Genomic DNA, 20445 nt, shown 5'->3' with positions numbered 1-20445 from the left:
GTGACACAAGTAACAAAAACAGAACAAATACAGAAAGAAAACAGCTGGCTAAAACTAGGGAATATCTCTGGTGTGTTTGGCGTTAAAGGCTGGTTAAAGGTCTACGCAAACACAGATAAAAAAGAAAATATACTGTCTTACCAACCTTGGTATATAGAGCGAAATAAGGTTCGTAAGCAAGTTAAAATAAAAGCAGGTAAGCCACACGGAAAAACAATCATCGTCCAATTAGAAGGTGTTGATGATAGAAATGAGGCTGAATTGTGGGTTGGTTCTGATATTTATATTAAGCCAGATCAGTTGCCAACCTTAGGGAAAGATGAGTATTACTGGTCTGACCTGATTGGTTTGAAAGTTGTCTCAACAAAAGGAGATGATTTTGGAATGATTGATCATTTGCTTGAAACCGGAGCGAATGACGTTATTGTTGTTAAGGGAGATAAAGAGCGGTTAATCCCTTATGTTACAGGCCAGGTAGTAAGGTCTGTTGATTTGGAAGCGCAACAGATGGTTGTTGATTGGGAGTTAGACTTTTAACGTCCATGCGTTTTGATGTTATAACGTTATTTCCTGAGTTGTTTGAACAAGCGGCATCTATGGGTGTTGTTGGTAAAGCGATAGACGCTGGTAAGGTGCAGTTAAAAACGTGGAATCCTAGGGATTTTACGAAAGATGTACACCGAACGGTAGATGATCGCCCTTTTGGGGGAGGTCCTGGCATGGTGATGAAGGTCGAACCGTTGAAAAAAGCAATACAAACAGCGGTAAGACAGATTGATAAGCCATCAAAGGTGATTTATTTAAGTCCTCAGGGGCGAAAACTAGATCAACAAGGTGTTGAATATTTGGCTGAATTCTCACATCTAGTGTTGTTGGCGGGTCGGTATGAAGGTGTTGATGAAAGGCTGCTAGAAGATTATATCGATGAAGAATGGTCGATTGGTGATTTTGTACTGAGTGGTGGTGAGTTACCTGCATTGGTATTGATAGATGCAGTGTCTAGGAGCTTACCAACGGTGTTAGGGCACGAATGTTCGGCTGTTGAAGACTCGTTTGTTGAGGGTTTGTTAGATCACCCTCACTATACGCGACCAGATGAGTTTGAAGGAAAGTCAGTACCAAGTGTGTTGTTAAGTGGGCACCATGAAAAAATTGCTCAATGGCGAGAAAAACAGCGGTTAGGAAAAACGTGGCAAAAACGACCTGACTTATTAGACAAAATTGTCTTAAATAAGCACCAACAGTCGTTACTTGACGAGTTTATAAAAGAATCAAATAATCAAAGAGTTAAAACTAAGGAATAAAAAATGAGTAATATAATTGCACAAATTGAAGCAGAACAAATGACTAATGAATTGCCTGCATTTAGTTCAGGTGATACGGTCGTTGTGAAGGTTAAAGTTAAAGAAGGCACCACAGAGCGTATTCAGGCGTTTGAAGGGATTGTGATTGCAAAACGTAATCGTGGCGTAAATTCAGCATTTACAGTTCGTAAAATCTCACACGGCGAAGGTGTTGAGCGTGTTTTTCAAACATATAGTAAATTGATTGCTGGTGTTGAAGTGAAAAGACGTGGTTCAGTTAGACGTGCGAAACTTTATTATCTTCGTGAGTTACGTGGTAAAGCGGCTCGTATTAAAGAAAAGCTATAGCATTATATTTAAAGTAACTAAGTTGCTTTAATGACGATTAGTTAATCGTTAGCAGACACATAAAAAAAGGCCGATGTACTGGCCTTTTTTTTTGCATGTGGTTTATGTGGTTGATGTGAATTAGCTGAGTTTTTATTGATATGATATGTTTTTTAATAGCTGAAAGGCCTGCTGCTTGAGTGATAAAGAATATATTGTTTCATTTCTTGATAACATATGGGTTGAATATGGCCTAAGTGATAATACTTTAGCGGCGTATAAAACTGATTTAACATCTTTTTCTAGTTGGTTACTTAAACAGCGTAAGAGCTTCTTGACAATAGAGTCATCGGATATATCTTCGTACCTAGCCGATCGATTAGCCCAGGGGGTCTCGGCTCGCTCTTCAGCACGTTTTTTATCTAGTTTAAAACGTTTCTATTCTTACTTAATACGTGAGGCTGTGATAACCGAAGACCCTACTGCGATAATTGATGCGCCAAAGCTTGCTAGAAGTTTGCCATCAACATTATCTGAAGCAGATGTAGAGGGCCTGTTAAACGCACCAGATACTTCTACAGCGCTGGGGTATAGAGATCGGGCAATGCTTGAATTACTGTATGCAAGTGGTTTGAGGGTTACTGAGTTAGTGGGCTTGACGCTATCAGAAATAAACTTTAGACAGGGGCTAGTTAGAGTAACTGGTAAAGGCAATAAGGAACGTTTAGTCCCAGTCGGTGAAGAAGCGTTGGATTGGTTGCAAACGTTTATTGAGCGATGGCGTTTAGATATTTTGGGTGACAAAAAAGCGGACGTTGTGTTCCCAACTAATCGTGGCGGAGGGATGACGCGTCAGGCTTTTTGGTACATCATCAAACGTTATGCGGCGAAAGCAGATATTCATAAAGATATTTCGCCACATACGTTGCGTCATGCTTTTGCTACACATTTGTTAAATCATGGAGCAGATTTGCGAGTTGTTCAGTTATTGCTTGGTCACAGTGACTTGTCAACAACACAAATTTATACCCATATTGCTAAAGAACGTTTAAAAGATATCCACGAACGGTTTCACCCTAGAGGTTAAAAAGTTAACGCCGCTGGTATGCTTTTTATCTTTAAACGTGTTTAATACCATCACAGATGAATAAAGAAGGTGTTGTAGATGAATAAGGTTTTGCTTGGTTGGTTTTTATTAGCGTGTTGTAGTGCACCGGTTTTGGCAGATGAGGCTTCTGTTGTCACAGGCTTATCTAAAGTGATACCAAATATTATGGAGAACCATGTTTCTAAAACACCTATAGAGGGTCTGTATCAGGTATTGATAGGGGCTAGGGTTGTTTATGCATCTGAGGATGGACGGTATATTCTTCAAGGTGAAATGGTTGATTTAGTCAGTCGTGAAAATATGACAGATTCTGCGTTAAAAACTGCTCGTCAATCAGAGATGGCAAAGATAGATGAAAAAAAGATGATTGTTTTTCCGGCTAAAAATGAAAAACATGTTATTACCATTTTTTCAGATATTGACTGTGGTTATTGCCGAAAACTACATGCCGAAATCAACGATTATACGGATGCTGGAATGACCGTACGCTATATGTTTTTCCCACGTTCGGGTCCAAATACAGAGTCTTACCATAAAGCGGTGTCGGTCTGGTGTGCAAAGGATAGAAATAAAGCGTTAACAGATGCAAAATTAAACAACAAAGTGGTTGATAAAACGTGTGAAAACCCAGTTGATGAGCACATGAGAATCGCGCAAGTTTTCGGTGTTACTGGTACACCGGCTATCATTGCTGATGATGGCACCATGGTGCCAGGCTTTGTTCCGGCTAACGATTTGATTCAGCACTTAGGCTGGTAATTAATTCGTTAAAGACTTTAACTGATACAAGGCCTCTAGCGCTTCTTTGGGGCTTAAATCATCGGGTGACAGCTGTTCAATAAAATCAGTAGTGGCTTGGTTATTAGCCGTGTTGAAAATATCAAATTGCGTATGCGTTTGTGTGGGCTTTTCAAAGTTGCTTTGCTGGTTTTCAAGGCTTGCCAGTTTTAGGCGAGCATTGCTGATAACTGTTTTAGGCACGCCTGCTAAAGCGGCAACTTGTAGTCCGTAGCTTTGATTGGCTGCACCGTCTTTAACGGCATGTAAAAAGACAATGTGGTCGCCGTGCTCAATAGCATCTAAGTGAACATTTTTGGCTGTGGGGGCTGATTCGGGCAGAGATGTCATTTCAAAATAATGCGTGGCAAATAAGGTGAACGGTTGAGTTTTATTAGCCAGATAATCAGCACATGCCCAAGCCAGTGAAAGGCCATCAAAAGTACTGGTTCCTCGGCCAATTTCATCCATCAAAACTAAGCTTTTGTCACTGGCGTTATGCAAAATATTAGCTGTTTCCGACATCTCTACCATAAAGGTTGAGCGCCCACTGGCAAGGTCGTCAGTTGCTCCAATACGCGTAAAAATTTGATCAATAGGGCCAAAATGGGCCTCTGATGCCGGAATGTAACACCCAATGTGTGCCATCAGCGTTAATAAGGCTATTTGCCTCATATAAGTTGATTTTCCGCCCATATTTGGCCCCGTAATAATGAGCATTTTTTGGCTAGAATTTAGTTCAATATCATTAGCAATAAACGGCGTGTCGATAACACTTTCTACAATAGGGTGCCGGCCTTGTTTGATTGATATGCCAGCAGTATTACTTAAAGAAGGTTGATTAAAATTTAAAGTGGCAGCACGTTCTGCGAAATTTGTCAGTAAGTCTATCTCAGCAAGCGCTTCAGCACACGATTGTAATGCGCTAAGTTGTGGGGCCATGCTTAAAAGTAGGGCGTTATATAGCTCTTTTTCATAAGATAAAGCTTGTTCTTTTGCATGCAATACTTTGTCTTCAAATGTTTTTAGTTCAGGCGTAATATAGCGCTCAACATTTTTTAGGGTTTGCTTTCGAATGAAGTAATCAGGTACCTTGTTGGCTTGAGAACGAGGCACTTCAATATAGTAGCCATGCACACGGTTATAGTTAAGCTTTAGCGTACTAATTTGACTAAATTCACGTTCCTTTAGTTCGATCTCTAGTAAAAACTGATCAGCATTCGCACTGATGTTTTTAAGTTCGTCGAGTTTCTCGTCATAACCATTGGCGATCACACCGCCATCACGTATTAAGACTGGGGGGTTGTCAACAATCGCCTTATCTAAGAGCTCAGCTAATGTTTGGTGGTTGCCAGTCTGATCAAGTAAGGTTTTTAGGCGTGGTGCATCGAGGTTAGCTAAGGTGTTTTGGATAGCAGGAACTGCCTTTAGTGTGTCACGTAAAACCACAAGGTCACGAGGTCTAGCCGTTAATAATGCGATTCGGCTTGTGATTCGTTCAATATCACCGGTTTGTTTAAGGCTTGCTTGTAGCTGGTCAATTATTGTTTGGGTTTGTAATTGCTCAACGGCTAAATAGCGGTGCTTTATGGTGCTCTGATCACGTAATGGTAAATGAATCCAGCGCCGTAAAAGACGTGTTCCCATTGTGGTTTTGCAACGGTTAAGTAAACCAAATAAGGTGAAATGCATATTACCGCTTGGGTGATAGTCCAACTCAAGGTGCTGACGCGTTGCTGCATCAAGGGTAATGAAATCTGTTTGTTGAATGACCTTAATGGATTGTAAATGCGGTAGCGATGATTGATGCGTATCTTTTAGGTACTGTAGTAATGCACCGGCTGCACTTAGAGCAAGTGTCATCGCATGGCAGCCAAAGCCTTTTAGGTCCTGGGTGCCAAACTGTTTATTTAACAGTCGAGTAGCTGTTTGCTGATCGAAGTGCCAATCAGCCATTAAATTTAGGCCTTTATGCGTTGCTAACAGTGTTGATAAAGAGCTGTCTTCACTAATTAATATTTCAGCTGGATTAATTCGCGCTAATTCGGTTTTTAACGATGCTTCATGATCTATTTCTTGTAATAAAAAACGCCCACTAGCTAGATCAAGTGTTGCTAAACCGTATTGTTTTTTTTGTTCGAAAACGGCGCAAAGCAAACTATCGCAATGAGAGTCGAGTAGTGAGTCTTCGGTTAAGGTGCCTGGGGTAATAACGCGAACAACCTTGCGTTCAACAGGTCCTTTAGACGTGGCGGGGTCACCAATTTGCTCGCAAATTGCAACGCATTCACTGGCTTTTAATAGTTTAGCGATGTAACCATCGGCAGCATGATGCGGGATGCCAGCCATAGGAACAGGCTTGTTTTCAATTTGCCCACGACTGGTTAATGTGATGCCCAGTATATTAGACGCCTTGATGGCATCATCAAGAAACAGTTCATAGAAATCCCCCATACGGTAAAATAAAAGAGTATTGGGGTGATCCTCTTTGATGCGCAAATATTGTTGCATCATCGGAGTGATGGCTTTTTTTGTAGGGGTACTTTTAGGCATCGTGATAGTGTAACAACCTTGCAGGTATTCGGTAAATTGTAATAAAAAAAATAGGTAGTGGTGAATGACAGATTCGATATTAAACGAAGCAGGCTTATTAGCGGAAAAATTGGCTGGCTTACTCATTGAAAAGAATAAAACACTGGCTGTTGCAGAATCCTGCACAGGTGGCTGGCTTTCAAAAATACTGACAGACTTAGCAGGTAGTAGCGAATGGTTTCTAGGCGGCGTGGTGAGCTATAGCAATGATTCAAAGCAGCGGTTAATCCATGTGAATAAAAAAAACCTTGATCAATATGGTGCGGTTAGTCAGGAGGTAGCTGAACAGATGGCTGAAGGTGTGATTGAGGCGTTTAACTCATCCATATCAGTATCTATTACTGGGGTTGCTGGGCCATCAGGCGGCACACTAGAAAAACCCGTTGGTTTGGTCTGGTTTGGGCTTAAAGCATCGCCTTATGAGACATATTCAATAAAGAAAAATTTTGAAGGAACTCGAGATCAAGTCCGGCAACAAGCCTTGCTAACGGCATTAACATTATTGGTTGATCATCTAAGTCAATAAGCCACCATAAAATAGTGATTTCATTATGTGCTCATCTTAAGGATGTGTGATAATTCAAGATTATTGACGATAACTAGCTTTTACAGGATGTGGAAGCCTTTAAGGGGATAAAAAATGGATGAAAATAAGAAAAAGGCGCTGAGTGCGGCATTACTTCAAATCGAGAAACAATTCGGTAAAGGGTCAGTCATGCGAATGGGCGATGGTTCAACCATTCCTGATATTGGAACCTATTCAACTGGGTCAATTGCATTGGATGTTGCCTTAGGTGTTGGTGGCTTGCCACGTGGGCGTATTGTTGAAATTTACGGTCCTGAATCCTCTGGTAAAACAACGTTAACTTTAGAAACCATTGCTCAATGTCAAAAAGCAGGTGGTACAGCGGCCTTTGTTGATGCAGAGCATGCTCTAGATCCTATTTATGCCGATAAAATTGGTGTGAATATGGATGAATTGCTCGTTTCGCAACCTGATACGGGTGAACAGGCCTTAGAAATTGTAGATATGTTAGTACGTTCTGGCGCTGTTGATATGGTTGTTGTTGACTCAGTAGCGGCTTTAACACCAAAAGCTGAAATCGAAGGGGATATGGGAGATCACCATGTTGGCCTGCAAGCCCGTTTAATGTCTCAAGCGCTTAGAAAGTTAACAGGTAATATCAAACGCTCAAATACCTTGGTAGTATTTATTAACCAAATTCGAATGAAAATTGGCGTAATGTTTGGCAACCCAGAGACCACAACAGGCGGTAACGCATTGAAGTTTTATTCATCAGTTCGTTTAGATATTCGTCGTATCGGTGCGATTAAGAAAGGTGATGAAATATTAGGTAATGATACACGTGTAAAGGTTGTAAAAAATAAGGTAGCGCCACCATTTAAACAGGCATTATTTGAAATTTTGTATGGTGAAGGGATTTCACGTGAGGGCGAACTGGTTGACTTAGGTGTGAGCTTAGACCTTGTTGAAAAAGCAGGCTCTTGGTACAGCTATGGCGGTGCTAAAATTGGCCAAGGTAAGGACAATGCCAAAAGTTTCTTTAAGGAAAACCCTGATAAATCAGCCGAACTAGAGGCAAACATTAGGGATGCTTTGTTACCTAAAAAAGAGCAGAAAGAAAAATTAATTGATGAAGGTGAGTAAGCCTGAGTGAAGATAAGAAAAGAGAGCTATCAAAGCTAAGAGCGAGCTGCCTTGCTATGCTGGCTAGGCGTGAACATAGTCAGCTAGAACTTATTCAAAAGCTCACAGGAAAAGGTTTTGCTGAAAATGATATTGAGCGCTTATTAGAAGAGTTTATTGAATTAAATTGGCAAAGTGATCAACGGTTTGCAGAGAGTTACAGTCGTTCAAGGGTTTATAAAGGTTTTGGGCCAACTCGAATAGAATACGAATTAAAGCAAAGAGGCGTTGAAGTAAATATTGACACCGTGTTTGATGAACCACCTGATTGGCAAGCGTTATTAAGCGAATTACATACTAAGAAATACGGGCATCAACCGCCAAAAGATATGAAAGAACGGGCAAAACGTACACGCTTCTTTCAACATAAAGGGTATACCAACGAGATGATTCGGCAATTGTTTAATCAATTGTCTTAATGCAGGTTTTAAACGAGATGAAAAATTTAAGCAGTGCTGAAATTAGATCAGCCTTTTTGACATATTTTGAAAAACGCGGACATCAGATTGTTCCGTCTAGCTCGTTGGTGCCTGGAAACGACCCAACGCTATTGTTTACTAATGCGGGTATGGTGCAGTTTAAAAACGTTTTCCTAGGAGAAGAAAAGCGTTCATACACGATGGCGACCTCTTCGCAGCGTTGTGTTAGAGCGGGTGGTAAGCATAACGACCTTGAAAATGTTGGTTACACGGCGCGTCATCACACCTTTTTTGAAATGCTGGGCAATTTTAGTTTTGGTGAATACTTTAAACGTGATGCTATTAAATATGCATGGGATTTTCTTGTTGAGGAACTTGGTATTCCTGCTGAAAAACTATGGGTGACCGTTTTTGATGAAGACACAGAAGCTGCTGATATTTGGCTAAATGAAGTCGGCGTCGATGCGGACCGTTTGTCAAGAATTGGTGCAAAAGACAACTTCTGGTCAATGGGCGAGACAGGTCCGTGTGGCCCATGTTCTGAAATATTTTATGATCATGGTGAGCAGGTTGCCGGAGGCCCCCCCGGCACACCAGAAGAAGATGGTGATCGTTACGTCGAAATATGGAATTTAGTTTTCATGCAGTACGATCGTAATGATAAAGGCGAGTTAACACCATTACCAAAGCCCTCTGTTGATACAGGTATGGGTTTGGAGCGTGTGGCAGCTGTTTTGCAAGGCGTCCACAATAATTATGATATTGAGCTGTTTAAATCTCTCATTAAAAATGCAGCAACATTAACGGGCACAAAAGATACAAGTCATACTTCTTTACGTGTTTTAGTTGACCATATTCGCTCATGTGCATTTCTTATCGTAGATGGTGTGCAACCTTCTAATGAAGGTCGCGGTTATGTGTTAAGGCGTATTATTCGCCGAGCCATTCGACACGGCTATAAATTGGATATGAAAGAGGTCTTCTTTCATAAGCTCGTGCAACCCTTAGTGGAGCAAATGGGCTCAGCGTATCCTGAATTAACTGAAAAAGCGGATATGGTGAGTAATATCTTGCTAAAAGAAGAGCAACGTTTTGCTGAAACGTTAGAGCAAGGAATGAAGCTTTTACAAGATGGCACGCAATCATTAAAAGATAAACTGATTACCGGTGAAACGGCTTTTAAACTCTATGATACCTATGGTTTTCCCGTTGATTTAACCGCTGATTATGCAAGAGAGAATGGCTTAACTGTAGACTTCGATGGTTTTGAAAAGGCCATGGACGCTCAACGTGAACGTGCAAGGTCAGCCAGTTCATTTTCAGCAGATGGCCCCGATTTGCCGCATTTAACACAAGCAACTGAGTTTATTGGCTATGAGTCGCTGCAAGCAGAATCCAAACTGGAAGCTATTTATAAAAATGGTGAACAAAGCTCGACAATTTGTGAGGGCGAAAGCGGTTATTTAGTGTTAGATAAAACGCCTTTTTATGCAGAGTCAGGCGGTCAAGCTGGCGATCATGGACAGATTACTACATCAATGGCAATATTTGATGTGGTAGATGTTCAAAAAAAGGCAGATGCCTATTTCCATATTGGTCAAGTCAGCAAGGGTGAGTTTAAAAGCGAGCAGTTTGTACACGCTGTAGTCGATAAGAATAATCGACAAGCAACGGCCTCTAATCACTCGGCGACACACCTTTTACACGCAGCCCTTCGTAAAGTGCTGGGTGAACACGTTACACAAAAAGGCTCGCTGGTTGAAGCAAGCAGGCTACGTTTTGATTTTAGCCACTTCGAGCCCATTACAGCTGCTCAGCTTCAAGAAATTGAGCGTTTAGTTAATGCACAGATTCGCTTTAATGAAGAGGTACAAACACAAGTCACCGATCAAGAAACAGCCATCGCTAACGGTGCTATGGCACTGTTTGGTGAAAAGTATGGCGATAAAGTCCGGGTCTTGAAAATGGGTGAGTTTTCCACAGAGTTATGTGGTGGTACGCATGTCAATCGGGTAGGTGATATTGGCTTAATTAAGATACTCTCTGAAACAGGGATTGCATCGGGCGTACGTCGTATAGAAGCTATCGCTGGAGAAGGCGCGTTATCATGGGTAGAGCAGAGTGATGAGCTACTGCAAAAAATTGCCAAAGTGGTTAAAGGTAATCGTGAATCTGCATTAGAGAAGGTTGTTCAAATTCAAGATAAAAATAAAGCACTTGAAAAAGAACTAGAACAATTAAAAGGTCAATTAGCAACAGCAGCCAGTGGTGATTTGCAAAACCAAGCAGTACAAATTGATGGGCTTAATGTGTTGGCTGCCAATATTGAGGGTGCAGACAATAAAACGTTACGTGATTTAGTAGACCAATTAAAAGACAAATTAGGCAATGCAGCGGTTGTTCTATCAACAACACAGGGTGAAAAAATCACGTTAATAGCGGGTGTTTCTAAAAATCAAACTGACCGTATAAAGGCGGGTGAGTTGGTTAATTCCGTCGCTTTACAGGTAGGTGGTAAAGGTGGTGGCAGAGCGGATATGGCACAGGCGGGTGGTAATGATCTTGCTGCGTTAGAGGGTGCTTTAAAATCAGTACCAACTTGGGTTGAGAAAAAATTAACGGATGCTAGTTAATAAGTATTAGGGTCTAACCTAGCAACGTTCAGACGATAAATTACGCAAGATATGATGAAGCAACGATGAGTTTACATGTACATAAATATGGTGGCACTTCGGTAGGCACTGCTGAAAAAATAAAAGGTGTTGCCAAAAAGTTAGTCCAAGAAAAAAAATCGACACAGCATGATTTAGTTGTTGTGGTGTCAGCGATGAGTGGTGAAACAAACCGTATGACGGAGCTTGCAAAGCAAATGCAGCACCGCCCCTCTGCGAAACAAATGGATGTATTGCTATCTACTGGAGAACAAGTAACCATAGCCCTATTGTGTATGGCGCTTGAAGAACTGGGTCAAGAAGCAACGTCTTATACGGGTGGGCAAGTCAAAATAGTGACTGATGACGCCCATGGGAAAGCTCGTATAGAGGAAATCCAAACAACGAACATTCAAGCAGATTTAGATAACAATAGAATTGTTGTCGTAGCAGGCTTTCAAGGTGTAACGGCTAGTGGGGCAATAACGACCTTAGGGAGAGGGGGCTCAGATACAACAGCTGTGGCCTTAGCTGCTGCGTTAAAGGCTGATGAGTGTAGAATTTATACTGATGTAGATGGTGTTTATACCACCGACCCAAGGGTTGAACCAAAAGCAAGAAGATTGGACAGAATTACTTTCGAAGAAATGCTTGAAATGGCCAGCTTGGGTTCTAAAATTCTGCAAATTCGTTCTGTAGAGTTTGCGGGTAAATACAATGTTCCATTACGTGTTTTATCGACCTTTGTTGAGGGGGAAGGCACGCTAATTACTTATGAGGACGATGAAATGGAAAAAGCATTAATTTCTGGGATTGCGTTTAATCGTGATGAGGCAAAAGTAACCTTGGCTGGCGTGCCAGATATGCCTGGCGTTGCTTCAGCAATTCTAAAACCAATTTCAGATGCTAATATTGAAATTGATATGATTGTGCAAAATATTGCGGAAGATAAAACCACAGATTTTACCTTTACAGTCCACAGAAATGATTATGAAAAAACGATGCAGATATTACAAAATATTTGCGCTGAGCTAGGGGCTAAAAATGTTGACGGCGATAATAAAATAGTTAAAGTATCGATCGTGGGCGTTGGTATGCGTTCGCACGCAGGCATTGCCAGTCAAATGTTTACAGCGTTAGCAGACGAAGGGATTAATATTCGAATGATATCAACCTCAGAAATTAAAATTTCAGTTGTGGTCGATGAAAAATACTTAGAATTAGCGGTTCGTACGTTGCATGAATCTTTTGGTCTGTCAGGTGAATAATCATCACTTGAGAGCTGTTTGAGTTTAATTAGCTATGGTAGAATACGCCAAATAATAATAAATATATAAATTGGTTGGCAACGCTTCAAAGAAGAAGCAATAAGGAGCTAATATGCTTATATTAACGCGTAAAGTTGGTGAGTCCCTTGTGATTGGAGATGATGTCTCTATCATCGTTTTAGGGGTAAAAGGAAACCAAGTAAGAATTGGAGTTGACGCACCTAAAAGCGTTACTGTTCATCGTGAAGAGATTTATAATAAAATTCAAGATGAAAAAGGTACAGACGGTAACAAATAGTCAGTAATAAATTCCGGAGAGATGGCCGAGCGGCTGAAGGCGCTCCCCTGCTAAGGGAGTATGGGTTTTATAGCCCATCGAGGGTTCGAATCCCTCTCTCTCCGCCATTTGTGAGATCAATCAATATTGTTCAATTTATTGGTTTCTCTTAGTTAATACATCATTGTTGGTGTGAATTCCCGTTCAAATCGACTTAATTAGCTTTGTTCATCAAAGCAAAATAGCCTAGTAGTTAGCGTACGGTGCAGATCGCTTGTGAAGCAATGAGCTGACTTTCTCTATATGACTACTTAAAAGCAGCAACATTATTCTTCATTCACGAGATACTTCACCAGGCTTTGGTACATCGTCCTTATTAACGTGTTGTTCGGCAGAAATTTCACTAGCCCATTGATGATCAGCGGCGCGGGAATCTAAACTACTTTGTTTGTTGTTTTCTAATGGCGTTAATGAGAGCCTAGTTAGTAAAGGAAAGTGGTCAGAACCAATAGAAGGTAAGCACTGAATGGCCCGTAAAGTGAAATGTTTACTATGAAATAAATGGTCTAAAGGCCAGCGCATAAAGGGGTAATCCACATGGAATGTGTTGAGCACGCCTCGTCCAACTCGCGGGTCTAATAAGCCGCTAATTTTTCGGAAAAGTCGGGTTGTTGCAGACCAGGCAACGTCATTAAGGTCGCCAGCTACGATGACAGGCTGGTCACTTTCGGCCACACTTCTAGCTACAATAACTAGTTCAGCATCCCGTTCTGATGACTCAGGGTTTTCCGTTGGACTTGGAGGAGCGGGGTGAAGAAAATGCGCGCGAATTTTGTCACCCGTGCGTAGTTCTAGCGTTGCATGTATCGATGGAATACCTTCTTCAACTAAATAGCATATTTCTGTTTCTGCTAACGCTAAGCGTGAAAAAACGTGCATGCCATAAAGGTTGTCGAGAGGGCACTTAACACTATAAGGCATTTGCGTTGCCAACACTTGAAGCTTTTCTTCCCACCACTGATCTGACTCTAGCGTAACAAGGACATCAGGTTGATGTTTGTTGACCAACGCTATTAACGCATCAGCATTATGGTTCGATTTAAGTACATTAGAGGTCAGAACACTCAGTTGATTATCTGGACTGTCATCAGTTGAAGTAAGGACCTCCTTAGGCCAAAAAAAGGTGTAGGGTAATATCCAGCATAATTGCCAGATTAAACAGATAAGCGTTATGCTTATTAAGCATTGAGTGATCAGCAATTGGCTGTCAAGAAAAAGAAAATGTGCTGCTAAAAGGACAATCGCCAACGTGGCAAACTGTAAGCGAGGAAAATCCATCGCTCTAATTAACCAATGTGAAATTTTTAATAAAGGCAGGAAAGTCACCAAAAAAATAAAAACTGTGGAGATTAAGAGTACGGATAACATTCTTCGACTACCTTTGTATGGTTAATAAAATCGTACGTATTTAGGCTCGAAATGGCCAATTTATCGTGGATAAGAATGCCATAAAAACTTATAAAGTGCAGCGTCAGTTGTTACTGGAGATAAGCTTTTGTGCCGAATTCTTATTTGGTAGTGCTATATGAAATAAAATTAGAAGCTTTAAGTTTAATTAAGGTGTGTCGTATATCTACCTACAGCTTATTAGCTGAAGGCTGTTCCATCAAGTTCAGCAGCATAAGATCTGACCGTTTAAGTAAACGATATCGTTTGTGTTGCTGGTGCTGTAAAAATCAGCATGGTTTTTTATGACAGTTATAAAAAAAGGCGCCTTTAAAAACGCCTTTTAATATTTTTAACTGCCAAAAATTGATACTTATCGGTCTTTTAGCTGGTCTCTTTGCCCATTAGGCGAGGTAGTTCGCTAAACACCTCATGGTTAACTAATGCTTGCAAGGCTGGGTCATCGTGAATACTCTCCAGGTAACTTTCTCGCCTATTAAGTGCTTCGATTAGAAAGTGAAGTGCTTCATCAAATTGCCTCATAGCGGTGTATGCGCAGGCCAATTGATAAAATGCACGACTATTTTCAGGGTCTATTTTAAGTGCTTGGTGACATAAATTAGCTGCCCATTGAGGTTCGTTCAATTCAAGTACGGCATTGGCTTTATAGGTTATTGCCTCGCAATCATCACGGCGTATTTTAAGAATTTCGTCATAAATGGTTATTTTGTTGGAAGGGGAGTCATCTTGTTGTGCCTGTAACCAAAGTGATTGGAGTTCTTGTGTTAATTCGATTTCTTCACGGTTTTCATCAATATGTTGCGTTTTTTGCTGTAATTGCTCTTCAATCATTTCTAATCGAGCCTCATATTCATGAATCAGCTTTGATATTTCCTCATCGGCGAGAGAATGTACGCGTTCTTTGATGTCCCTTATTGAGGTCCAGCCGACCAATACTAAAACGGATGTTGCTGCAGCTATCAAATAAAAGAAGTAGGTAACGGTGTCGGTTGCATAAGCCACGGCACGGTCAACGGAGTTATGCTCACGATCTAAAATTTGTTGCAGTAATTCTTGTTTTGATTTGGCTTGATCGATACGCAATTGTTTAATTTCATCTAATACATAGCGTTCAACAAATGGGGAGTAGAGCGGTTTCTCTAAATTATCAATTTTTTCCGGTATAGGGTCATCGACAGTGGTGGCGGCCGCTAATAATATAGGAAACAAGCAACTTAATAGAATCAGCTTTTTTATGATGCGAGACATATGGCCCTTCCGTGATCATGAACTTCTACCAGTGCGGCATGTAAGCTTTTCACTGTATTGTCATGGTCTGCTTCGTTGACAATAAATTGCATATCTACTTGGCGCATTGACTGGTGGACAGCCAAAACACTAATATTTTCGTTGGCCACTGCCTGCACCATTTTTGCTAATATCCCTGGAATTTGCATATCGCTGCCTATAGCAGAAACAATGGCTACTTTTTTATGATTTACATCGGCTTCTGGAAAACGTTCTTTAATTAAGTAAAGAATACGTTTTACGGTTTTTAAGTTTGTTGATAAGAAATGGGTAATAGCATTGGCATTGGTGTCCTTAGAGACGATATGTGCATTAAATCGTTTGATAATAGAGACTAATTCGCTATCGTAATTTGATAGATTTCCGGCCATATCTTGATCAAACACCTCAAGCGCATAGATTCCTTTACAACCAGCAATGATTTCAACGCAAGGCGACTCACTAACATAATCGCCAGTAATTAAGGTGCCCGTATGTACTGGCTCAAACGTATTTTTTATACGAAGTGGAATGTCATTTTGTCGTAAGCCTTTGGCTGCTTTTGGGTGAATGGCCTCCATTCCTAGGTTAGCCAGTTGGTCCGCCACGTCATAATTAGTACGGCCGATAGGAACAGCGTTTTCTTCACCAACTAATCGAGGGTCAGCGCTGCTTAAGTGAAACTCCTTATGGATAATGGCTTCGCTCGCCCCAGTTAACACAGCTAAACGGCTGAAGGTCATCTCGCTATAGCCTCTATCAAAAGATGACATGAGGCCAGAATCACTGTGTGCGTAGCCGGTCACAATGGGGAGTTGTTTTTCAAGGTTGATGTGTTGGAAGCTTAAACGAATACGTTCGTCTAAAGAGATATGGTGGTCAGCTCGCCAACCGGTTAAATCAACAAAGCAAGCATCAACACCGTCTCGGTTAAGTAGCTCGGCGGTGTTCCAAGCGCTATGTGCTTCGCCAATGCTGGCTAACATTTCTCGAACGGTTGCTAAATGCGCATCTAAGGCAAAATGGCCATGTTGGCATAGGCTTTGTAGGTCAGCTAAGCATTTTTTTGCGTCGTCCATCCGTTCGGCCAAGAAAGTGTTAGCCTTATCTAGCAAGGTCGTTTGGCCAAATAGTTCTAGATTAATAGCTTGTAATTGTTGGTGCAATTCGTCACATTTAGTCAGCCAGCTGTCATCTTCTATGCCGTTGGCAAATAGGCCGTAGATGCCCGGTTGGCCACTTTTTTTATGTTCCAGTAAGGCATCAGTAACACCGCCATATGCTGACACTACAAATATTCGTCGGTAAACGCCGTCTAGGTTTTGATTAAGAATGATGTTATCTCGAACGGACACATAATCGCTCATTGATGTGCCGCCGATCTTTTCTACAGTATGCATTTTATCCTCTATGTATTATGTTTAAAGCGCTGATTTTCAGTGCAAGATGGGCATAATGGTGAGCTCAGTTTAGTTATTAGTCTGGTTAATAGACTTTTGAGGTCACACATAAATAGTTCCCCTTATGCTCAGCTATGTATGGTTTAGTTATTGTTCAGAACGCTACTTTTTTCATGATTAATGGGTTTCTTCATGGTTAAGCTCCTTTCCTTCGCAGTATCTAATTTGTAATTTGATGTGTTAGCTGGCCTATCGGCTTTTGATGTTTGCCTGTTTCCATAATGGCTAAAATGAACGAGAAGGTGTTAATGGTTTGATGTTGGAGCGTGCACAAAGATACTCAGGCCGAGGCGGTTGCTCGCAAAATGGCTTGGCAACTTTGTTGCTTAATGCGTTATATACAAAAAACACATTGGCTCTAGGGTGAGGGGTAATATTACCGTTTGAGCCGTGTAGCGTATTACAGTCAAATACAATAACGCTGCCAGGTTTACTGGTCACTGTGGTAATGCCCTGTTTTTCTACCAACATGCTCAGGTGCTCGTTAGAAGGTACGCCATATTCTTGTTTTTTTAGTGAGGCTAGATGATGTTGCCGAGGCGTCTTACCTTCGCAGGCAATAAACTTCTTGTGCGAACCAGGTATCAGCATCAAGGGTCCGTTATGTGCATGGTTTTCTGTCAGCGTGACCGACATACTCAAGGCGCGCATATTAGGCATGCCGTCTTCGACATGCCAGGTTTCAAAATCAGAATGCCAGAAAAACTCTTTACCGATAAAGCCGGGTTTGTAATTAAGGCGTGATTGATGAATATACACTTGGTCGTTCAAAATGTACCTTGCGAGACCTGCTAAACGTTCATCCATCATTAGCTTTTTAAAGATTGTGCTGTTTTCATGTAAACTAAATATTGAGCGAACTTCGTGATGCCCCGGCTCTGTATATGCTTTTTCAGATTGTTCGTCGTTGCTAGCTGTAGACCGGAGTCGAGCGGACTCATCTTGAAGGGCTTCGATTTCAGCACTTGAAAAGATATTGTCGAGCACAATAAACCCTTGTTGCTCGAACTGCTCAATTTGTGAAAGGTCGATAGGCGGTGTGCTGTTTTGGGGAGCATAAATTACTGGATCCTGCCGATCCGTTATGCTGCTTAGCCCTTTGCGTGATGGGTAAGTATCTTCAACAGCGTGGCTTTGATCAATAGAGTGCCTACTTGCTGTGTTATTCATCAGTGCCATTGTCCTCAATGCCTTGGTCGTTTAATTCATAAGCACCTTCTGCGTTATGCACTTCCTTACCATTAAGTGGCGGGTTGAATACACAAGCCAAAGTCATTTCTTTTGAAGCACGAAGGATGTGTTTATCATGCTTGTCCAAAACGTAAATAGTACCGGGTTTGATTGGGTGCTTTTTATTGTCGGCTAAGGTTTCAACTTCGCCCTCGCCGGTAATGCAATACACCGATTCCAAGTGATTTTGATAGTGCATTTGAAAATCAGCGCCTTGGTAAATAGTCGTGATGTGAAAGGAGAACCCCATGTTGTCTTCCTTAAGAAGCAGTCGGGTGCTTTCCCAGTTTCCATCGGGGGAAATAATTCTTCGGTTACTTTGATTGGCGTCAGATAAATTACGTACGATCATTAGATTATCCTTTGGTTAAGCTCTTTTTACGATGATTGATAAAAATAAGTGATTCAGTAAGCAGGGCTTTATTGCCCCACTTTTACTGTGTTTTTATCGTTTAAATGAACGTTTAAACGTCACTAGGTCAGCAGTGAAGCGGTTAAACCTTAACTGGCTTCGAAATACAGATTCTTTTCTGGAATATCTTGTTTTTCACATACCTCTCGAATAGCTTCTTCAATAATATCAATACCTTTTTTAAGGTTCTCATCAGAGATAACTAACGGGCACAAAAACTTGACGACTTGATCATCTGCACCACTGGTTTCAATGATGAGCCCTTTTTGGAAAGCGTGATGTGTAATTTTCCCAGCAATGTCACCATTAACACAGTTAATGCCTTGAAACATGCCGCGACCTTTGGCGGTAAACTGACCTTCACCATATTGGCTGACGATGTTTTCAAGTCGCTCGGAAACATACTGGCCTTTGCGTTTAATCTCTTGCGAAAATTGATCATTTGTCCAATAGTGGTCAATGGCTGCTTTAGCGGTTACAAAAGCAAGGTTATTGCCTCTGAAAGTACCGTTGTGTTCACCGGGTTTCCAGAAATCAAATTCGGCTTTTATCAGCGCTACTGCAAATGGCAAACCATAACCACCAAGCGATTTGGATAAGGTGATAATGTCAGGTTCGATACCGGCTTCTTCAAAACTAAAATAGTCGCCTGTTCGACCGCAACCGGCTTGTATATCATCAACGATTAACAGGATGTTGTGTTTACGGCAGACAGTCTGAAGGTTTTGCAGCCATTTAATACTGGCAGCGTTAATACCACCTTCACCTTGGACAGTTTCAACAATTACCGCAGCAGGGGAGTTAATGCCACTGCTTGAATCGGATAGCACTTTATCAAGGTATTCTGTTGTATCGATGTTATCACCTAAGTAGCCGTCATAAGGCATACGGTGGGTACCGACTAAGCTAACGCCAGCCGCATCTCTATGATGTGAGTTGCCTGTTGCCGCTAGTGAGCCCAAGCTGACACCATGAAATCCATTGGTAAAAGTCACAATATTTTGTTGGCCAGTTACATTACGTGCAATTTTCATTGCTGCTTCAACAGCATTGGTACCGGTAGGGCCGGTAAATTGCACCATGTATTCCATGTTTCTTGGTTTTAAAATATGGTCATTAAATGCTTGTAGGAACTCACCTTTAGCTTTGGTATGCAAATCTAAGCCATGGGTAATACCATTGCTTTTAATATATTTAAGCAGCGCGTGTTTGAATATAGAGTTGTTATGACCATAGTTAAGGGTTCCAGCTCCAGCGAGAAAGTCTAAATATTGGCGACCTTCTTCGTCCCACATAAACTCTCCTTTAGCGCGATTAAAAACGCGCGGGAAAGAGCGTGCATAGCTTTGTACTTCAGATTCTATTTCATCAAAAATTTTCATAGTAATTTGTTTGTTTGGTTAAGGTTAAAAGGACCGATTCGGACTAAATTCTCAGAATCATGTTGGCCGTCAAAGTGCGTTTGCTTGTCCATCCATGGGGCATGCTGCAACTGTGTCTCTAGACTTTTTGATAAGGCCTTAAAGAGATGCCAAGAGGGCTTGTTATCTTCGGTGATAGTTGTCTCTATGTAATGCACATCCTGACAAAAAGGGCGGTTTAAGATGTGTAGCAACATCTGTGAAGCAAGCCCCCGCCCACGGGCCTGTTCATTAACAGCAACCTGCCAGATAAACAAAGTGTTTGGGCGTTTAGGCAGTAGGTAGCCTGAAATGAAACCGACTATTTCATCGTTCATTTCTGCTGCGACAGAGGTGCTTGCGAAATGCTCACATTGAAGCAGATTACAGTAGCTAGAGTTGGTATCGAGGGGAGGGCAATTTTCGATAAATCGATAAACGGCCATGCCGTCTTCAAGGGTCGGTTCCCTCAAATAAATTGGTTTGGAATATGACAAATTTTTTTATTACGCTATATATTTAGTTAGTGTGCTAATTAATAAAATTTAAAAATAAAGGCAAATTTAGTTTTTTTTGGGCTATAAAGCCTTGTAAATTTAATTTTTTATTTAATTAATCATTAGTACACTAAACATTGTAGCATGAGATCGTAGTTGATTTCCACCTGACAGCCTATGCATCAAATTAAGAATGGGCTAGGAGCTTGATAATTAAGTAGAATATTTTGACGATAAGGTTTTAGAGAATGGAGATCCTGATCAGAAGGGCTTAAATTATTC

At 41.2% G+C, this 20445-nt stretch carries 19 protein-coding genes and 1 tRNA gene; 12 read left to right on the top strand and 8 right to left on the bottom strand.

Annotated elements, in window-relative coordinates; genetic code table 11:
- The 5 genes from rimM (at position 1) to CPC19_RS08345 (ending at position 3498) form a co-directional block, all read left to right on the top strand.
- The gene (rimM, locus tag CPC19_RS08365) at positions 1-537 is read left to right on the top strand and encodes a ribosome maturation factor RimM (RefSeq protein ID WP_016389536.1); all 537 of its coding nucleotides are present in this window, start codon (positions 1-3) and stop codon (positions 535-537) included.
- A 5-nt stretch (positions 538-542) separates the two neighbouring features.
- Positions 543-1304, top strand: coding sequence for a tRNA (guanosine(37)-N1)-methyltransferase TrmD (trmD, locus tag CPC19_RS08360; protein WP_016389535.1), 762 nt, complete (start codon positions 543-545; stop codon positions 1302-1304).
- A 3-nt stretch (positions 1305-1307) separates the two neighbouring features.
- Positions 1308-1652 (top strand): 50S ribosomal protein L19, encoded by a 345-nt coding sequence (gene rplS, locus CPC19_RS08355; RefSeq protein WP_015005664.1) that lies wholly within the window; start codon positions 1308-1310, stop codon positions 1650-1652.
- 175 nt (positions 1653-1827) lie between these two features.
- Positions 1828-2718 (top strand): site-specific tyrosine recombinase XerD, encoded by an 891-nt coding sequence (xerD, locus tag CPC19_RS08350; protein WP_016389533.1) that lies wholly within the window; start codon positions 1828-1830, stop codon positions 2716-2718.
- Positions 2719-2796: 78 nt separating this feature from the next.
- Positions 2797-3498 carry a DsbC family protein gene (locus CPC19_RS08345; protein ID WP_015005666.1) on the top strand — a complete coding sequence of 234 codons (702 nt, stop codon included), beginning with the start codon at positions 2797-2799 and terminating at the stop codon, positions 3496-3498.
- Here the strand turns inward: CPC19_RS08345 and mutS are convergent, their stop codons facing one another.
- Positions 3499-6069 (bottom strand): DNA mismatch repair protein MutS, encoded by a 2571-nt coding sequence (gene mutS / locus CPC19_RS08340; protein WP_016389531.1) that lies wholly within the window; start codon positions 6067-6069, stop codon positions 3499-3501.
- A gap of 64 nt (positions 6070-6133) precedes the next feature.
- On the opposite strand from mutS, the gene CPC19_RS08335 reads away from it, so the two are divergent.
- The 7 genes from CPC19_RS08335 (at position 6134) to CPC19_RS08305 (ending at position 12559) form a co-directional block, all read left to right on the top strand.
- Positions 6134-6634, top strand: coding sequence for a CinA family protein (locus tag CPC19_RS08335; protein WP_016389530.1), 501 nt, complete (start codon positions 6134-6136; stop codon positions 6632-6634).
- A 114-nt stretch (positions 6635-6748) separates the two neighbouring features.
- Positions 6749-7777: a recombinase RecA gene (gene recA, locus CPC19_RS08330; protein WP_015005669.1), complete on the top strand. Its 1029-nt coding sequence runs from the start codon at positions 6749-6751 to the stop codon at positions 7775-7777.
- Between the two features lie 56 nt (positions 7778-7833).
- A complete protein-coding gene (locus CPC19_RS08325) occupies positions 7834-8235 on the top strand; it encodes a regulatory protein RecX (protein WP_016389527.1) in 402 nt (133 codons plus the stop codon).
- Positions 8236-8252: 17 nt separating this feature from the next.
- A complete protein-coding gene (gene alaS / locus CPC19_RS08320; RefSeq protein WP_035850419.1) occupies positions 8253-10868 on the top strand; it encodes an alanine--tRNA ligase in 2616 nt (871 codons plus the stop codon).
- Positions 10869-10933: 65 nt separating this feature from the next.
- On the top strand, positions 10934-12154 hold the full coding sequence (locus tag CPC19_RS08315) for an aspartate kinase (RefSeq protein ID WP_016389525.1): 1221 nt from the start codon (positions 10934-10936) through the stop codon (positions 12152-12154).
- Between the two features lie 112 nt (positions 12155-12266).
- Entirely contained in the window at positions 12267-12452 is a 186-nt protein-coding gene (gene csrA / locus CPC19_RS08310) for a carbon storage regulator CsrA (RefSeq protein ID WP_015005673.1), read from the top strand.
- A 15-nt stretch (positions 12453-12467) separates the two neighbouring features.
- Positions 12468-12559, top strand: a tRNA-Ser gene (locus CPC19_RS08305).
- A gap of 205 nt (positions 12560-12764) precedes the next feature.
- Here CPC19_RS08305 and CPC19_RS08300 read toward each other — a convergent pair.
- The 7 genes from CPC19_RS08300 to ectA all read right to left on the bottom strand — a co-directional run bounded on the left by CPC19_RS08300 (position 12765) and on the right by ectA (position 20139).
- Entirely contained in the window at positions 12765-13859 is a 1095-nt protein-coding gene (locus CPC19_RS08300) for an endonuclease/exonuclease/phosphatase family protein (protein ID WP_016389524.1), read from the bottom strand.
- Between the two features lie 402 nt (positions 13860-14261).
- Entirely contained in the window at positions 14262-15146 is an 885-nt protein-coding gene (locus CPC19_RS08295; RefSeq protein ID WP_015005698.1) for a tetratricopeptide repeat protein, read from the bottom strand.
- Positions 15131-16564 carry an aspartate kinase gene (locus tag CPC19_RS08290; RefSeq protein WP_016389523.1) on the bottom strand — a complete coding sequence of 478 codons (1434 nt, stop codon included), beginning with the start codon at positions 16562-16564 and terminating at the stop codon, positions 15131-15133. Before CPC19_RS08290 ends, CPC19_RS08295 begins: the two co-directional genes overlap by 16 nt.
- Positions 16565-16849: 285 nt before the next feature.
- Positions 16850-17794 (bottom strand): ectoine hydroxylase, encoded by a 945-nt coding sequence (thpD, locus tag CPC19_RS08285; RefSeq protein ID WP_051176838.1) that lies wholly within the window; start codon positions 17792-17794, stop codon positions 16850-16852.
- Positions 17787-18206 (bottom strand): ectoine synthase, encoded by a 420-nt coding sequence (locus tag CPC19_RS08280; RefSeq protein WP_020162038.1) that lies wholly within the window; start codon positions 18204-18206, stop codon positions 17787-17789. Before CPC19_RS08280 ends, thpD begins: the two co-directional genes overlap by 8 nt.
- A 149-nt stretch (positions 18207-18355) precedes the next feature.
- Positions 18356-19648 carry a diaminobutyrate--2-oxoglutarate transaminase gene (gene ectB / locus CPC19_RS08275; protein WP_015005702.1) on the bottom strand — a complete coding sequence of 431 codons (1293 nt, stop codon included), beginning with the start codon at positions 19646-19648 and terminating at the stop codon, positions 18356-18358.
- Positions 19645-20139: a diaminobutyrate acetyltransferase gene (gene ectA, locus CPC19_RS08270; RefSeq protein WP_240183330.1), complete on the bottom strand. Its 495-nt coding sequence runs from the start codon at positions 20137-20139 to the stop codon at positions 19645-19647. Before ectA ends, ectB begins: the two co-directional genes overlap by 4 nt.
- Positions 20140-20445 lie beyond the last annotated feature (306 nt).

This window comes from Cycloclasticus sp. PY97N (assembly GCF_002443175.1).
Taxonomy (GTDB): Bacteria; Pseudomonadota; Gammaproteobacteria; order Methylococcales; family Cycloclasticaceae; genus Cycloclasticus; species Cycloclasticus pugetii.
This window is presented reverse-complemented; position numbering and strand designations above follow the sequence as displayed.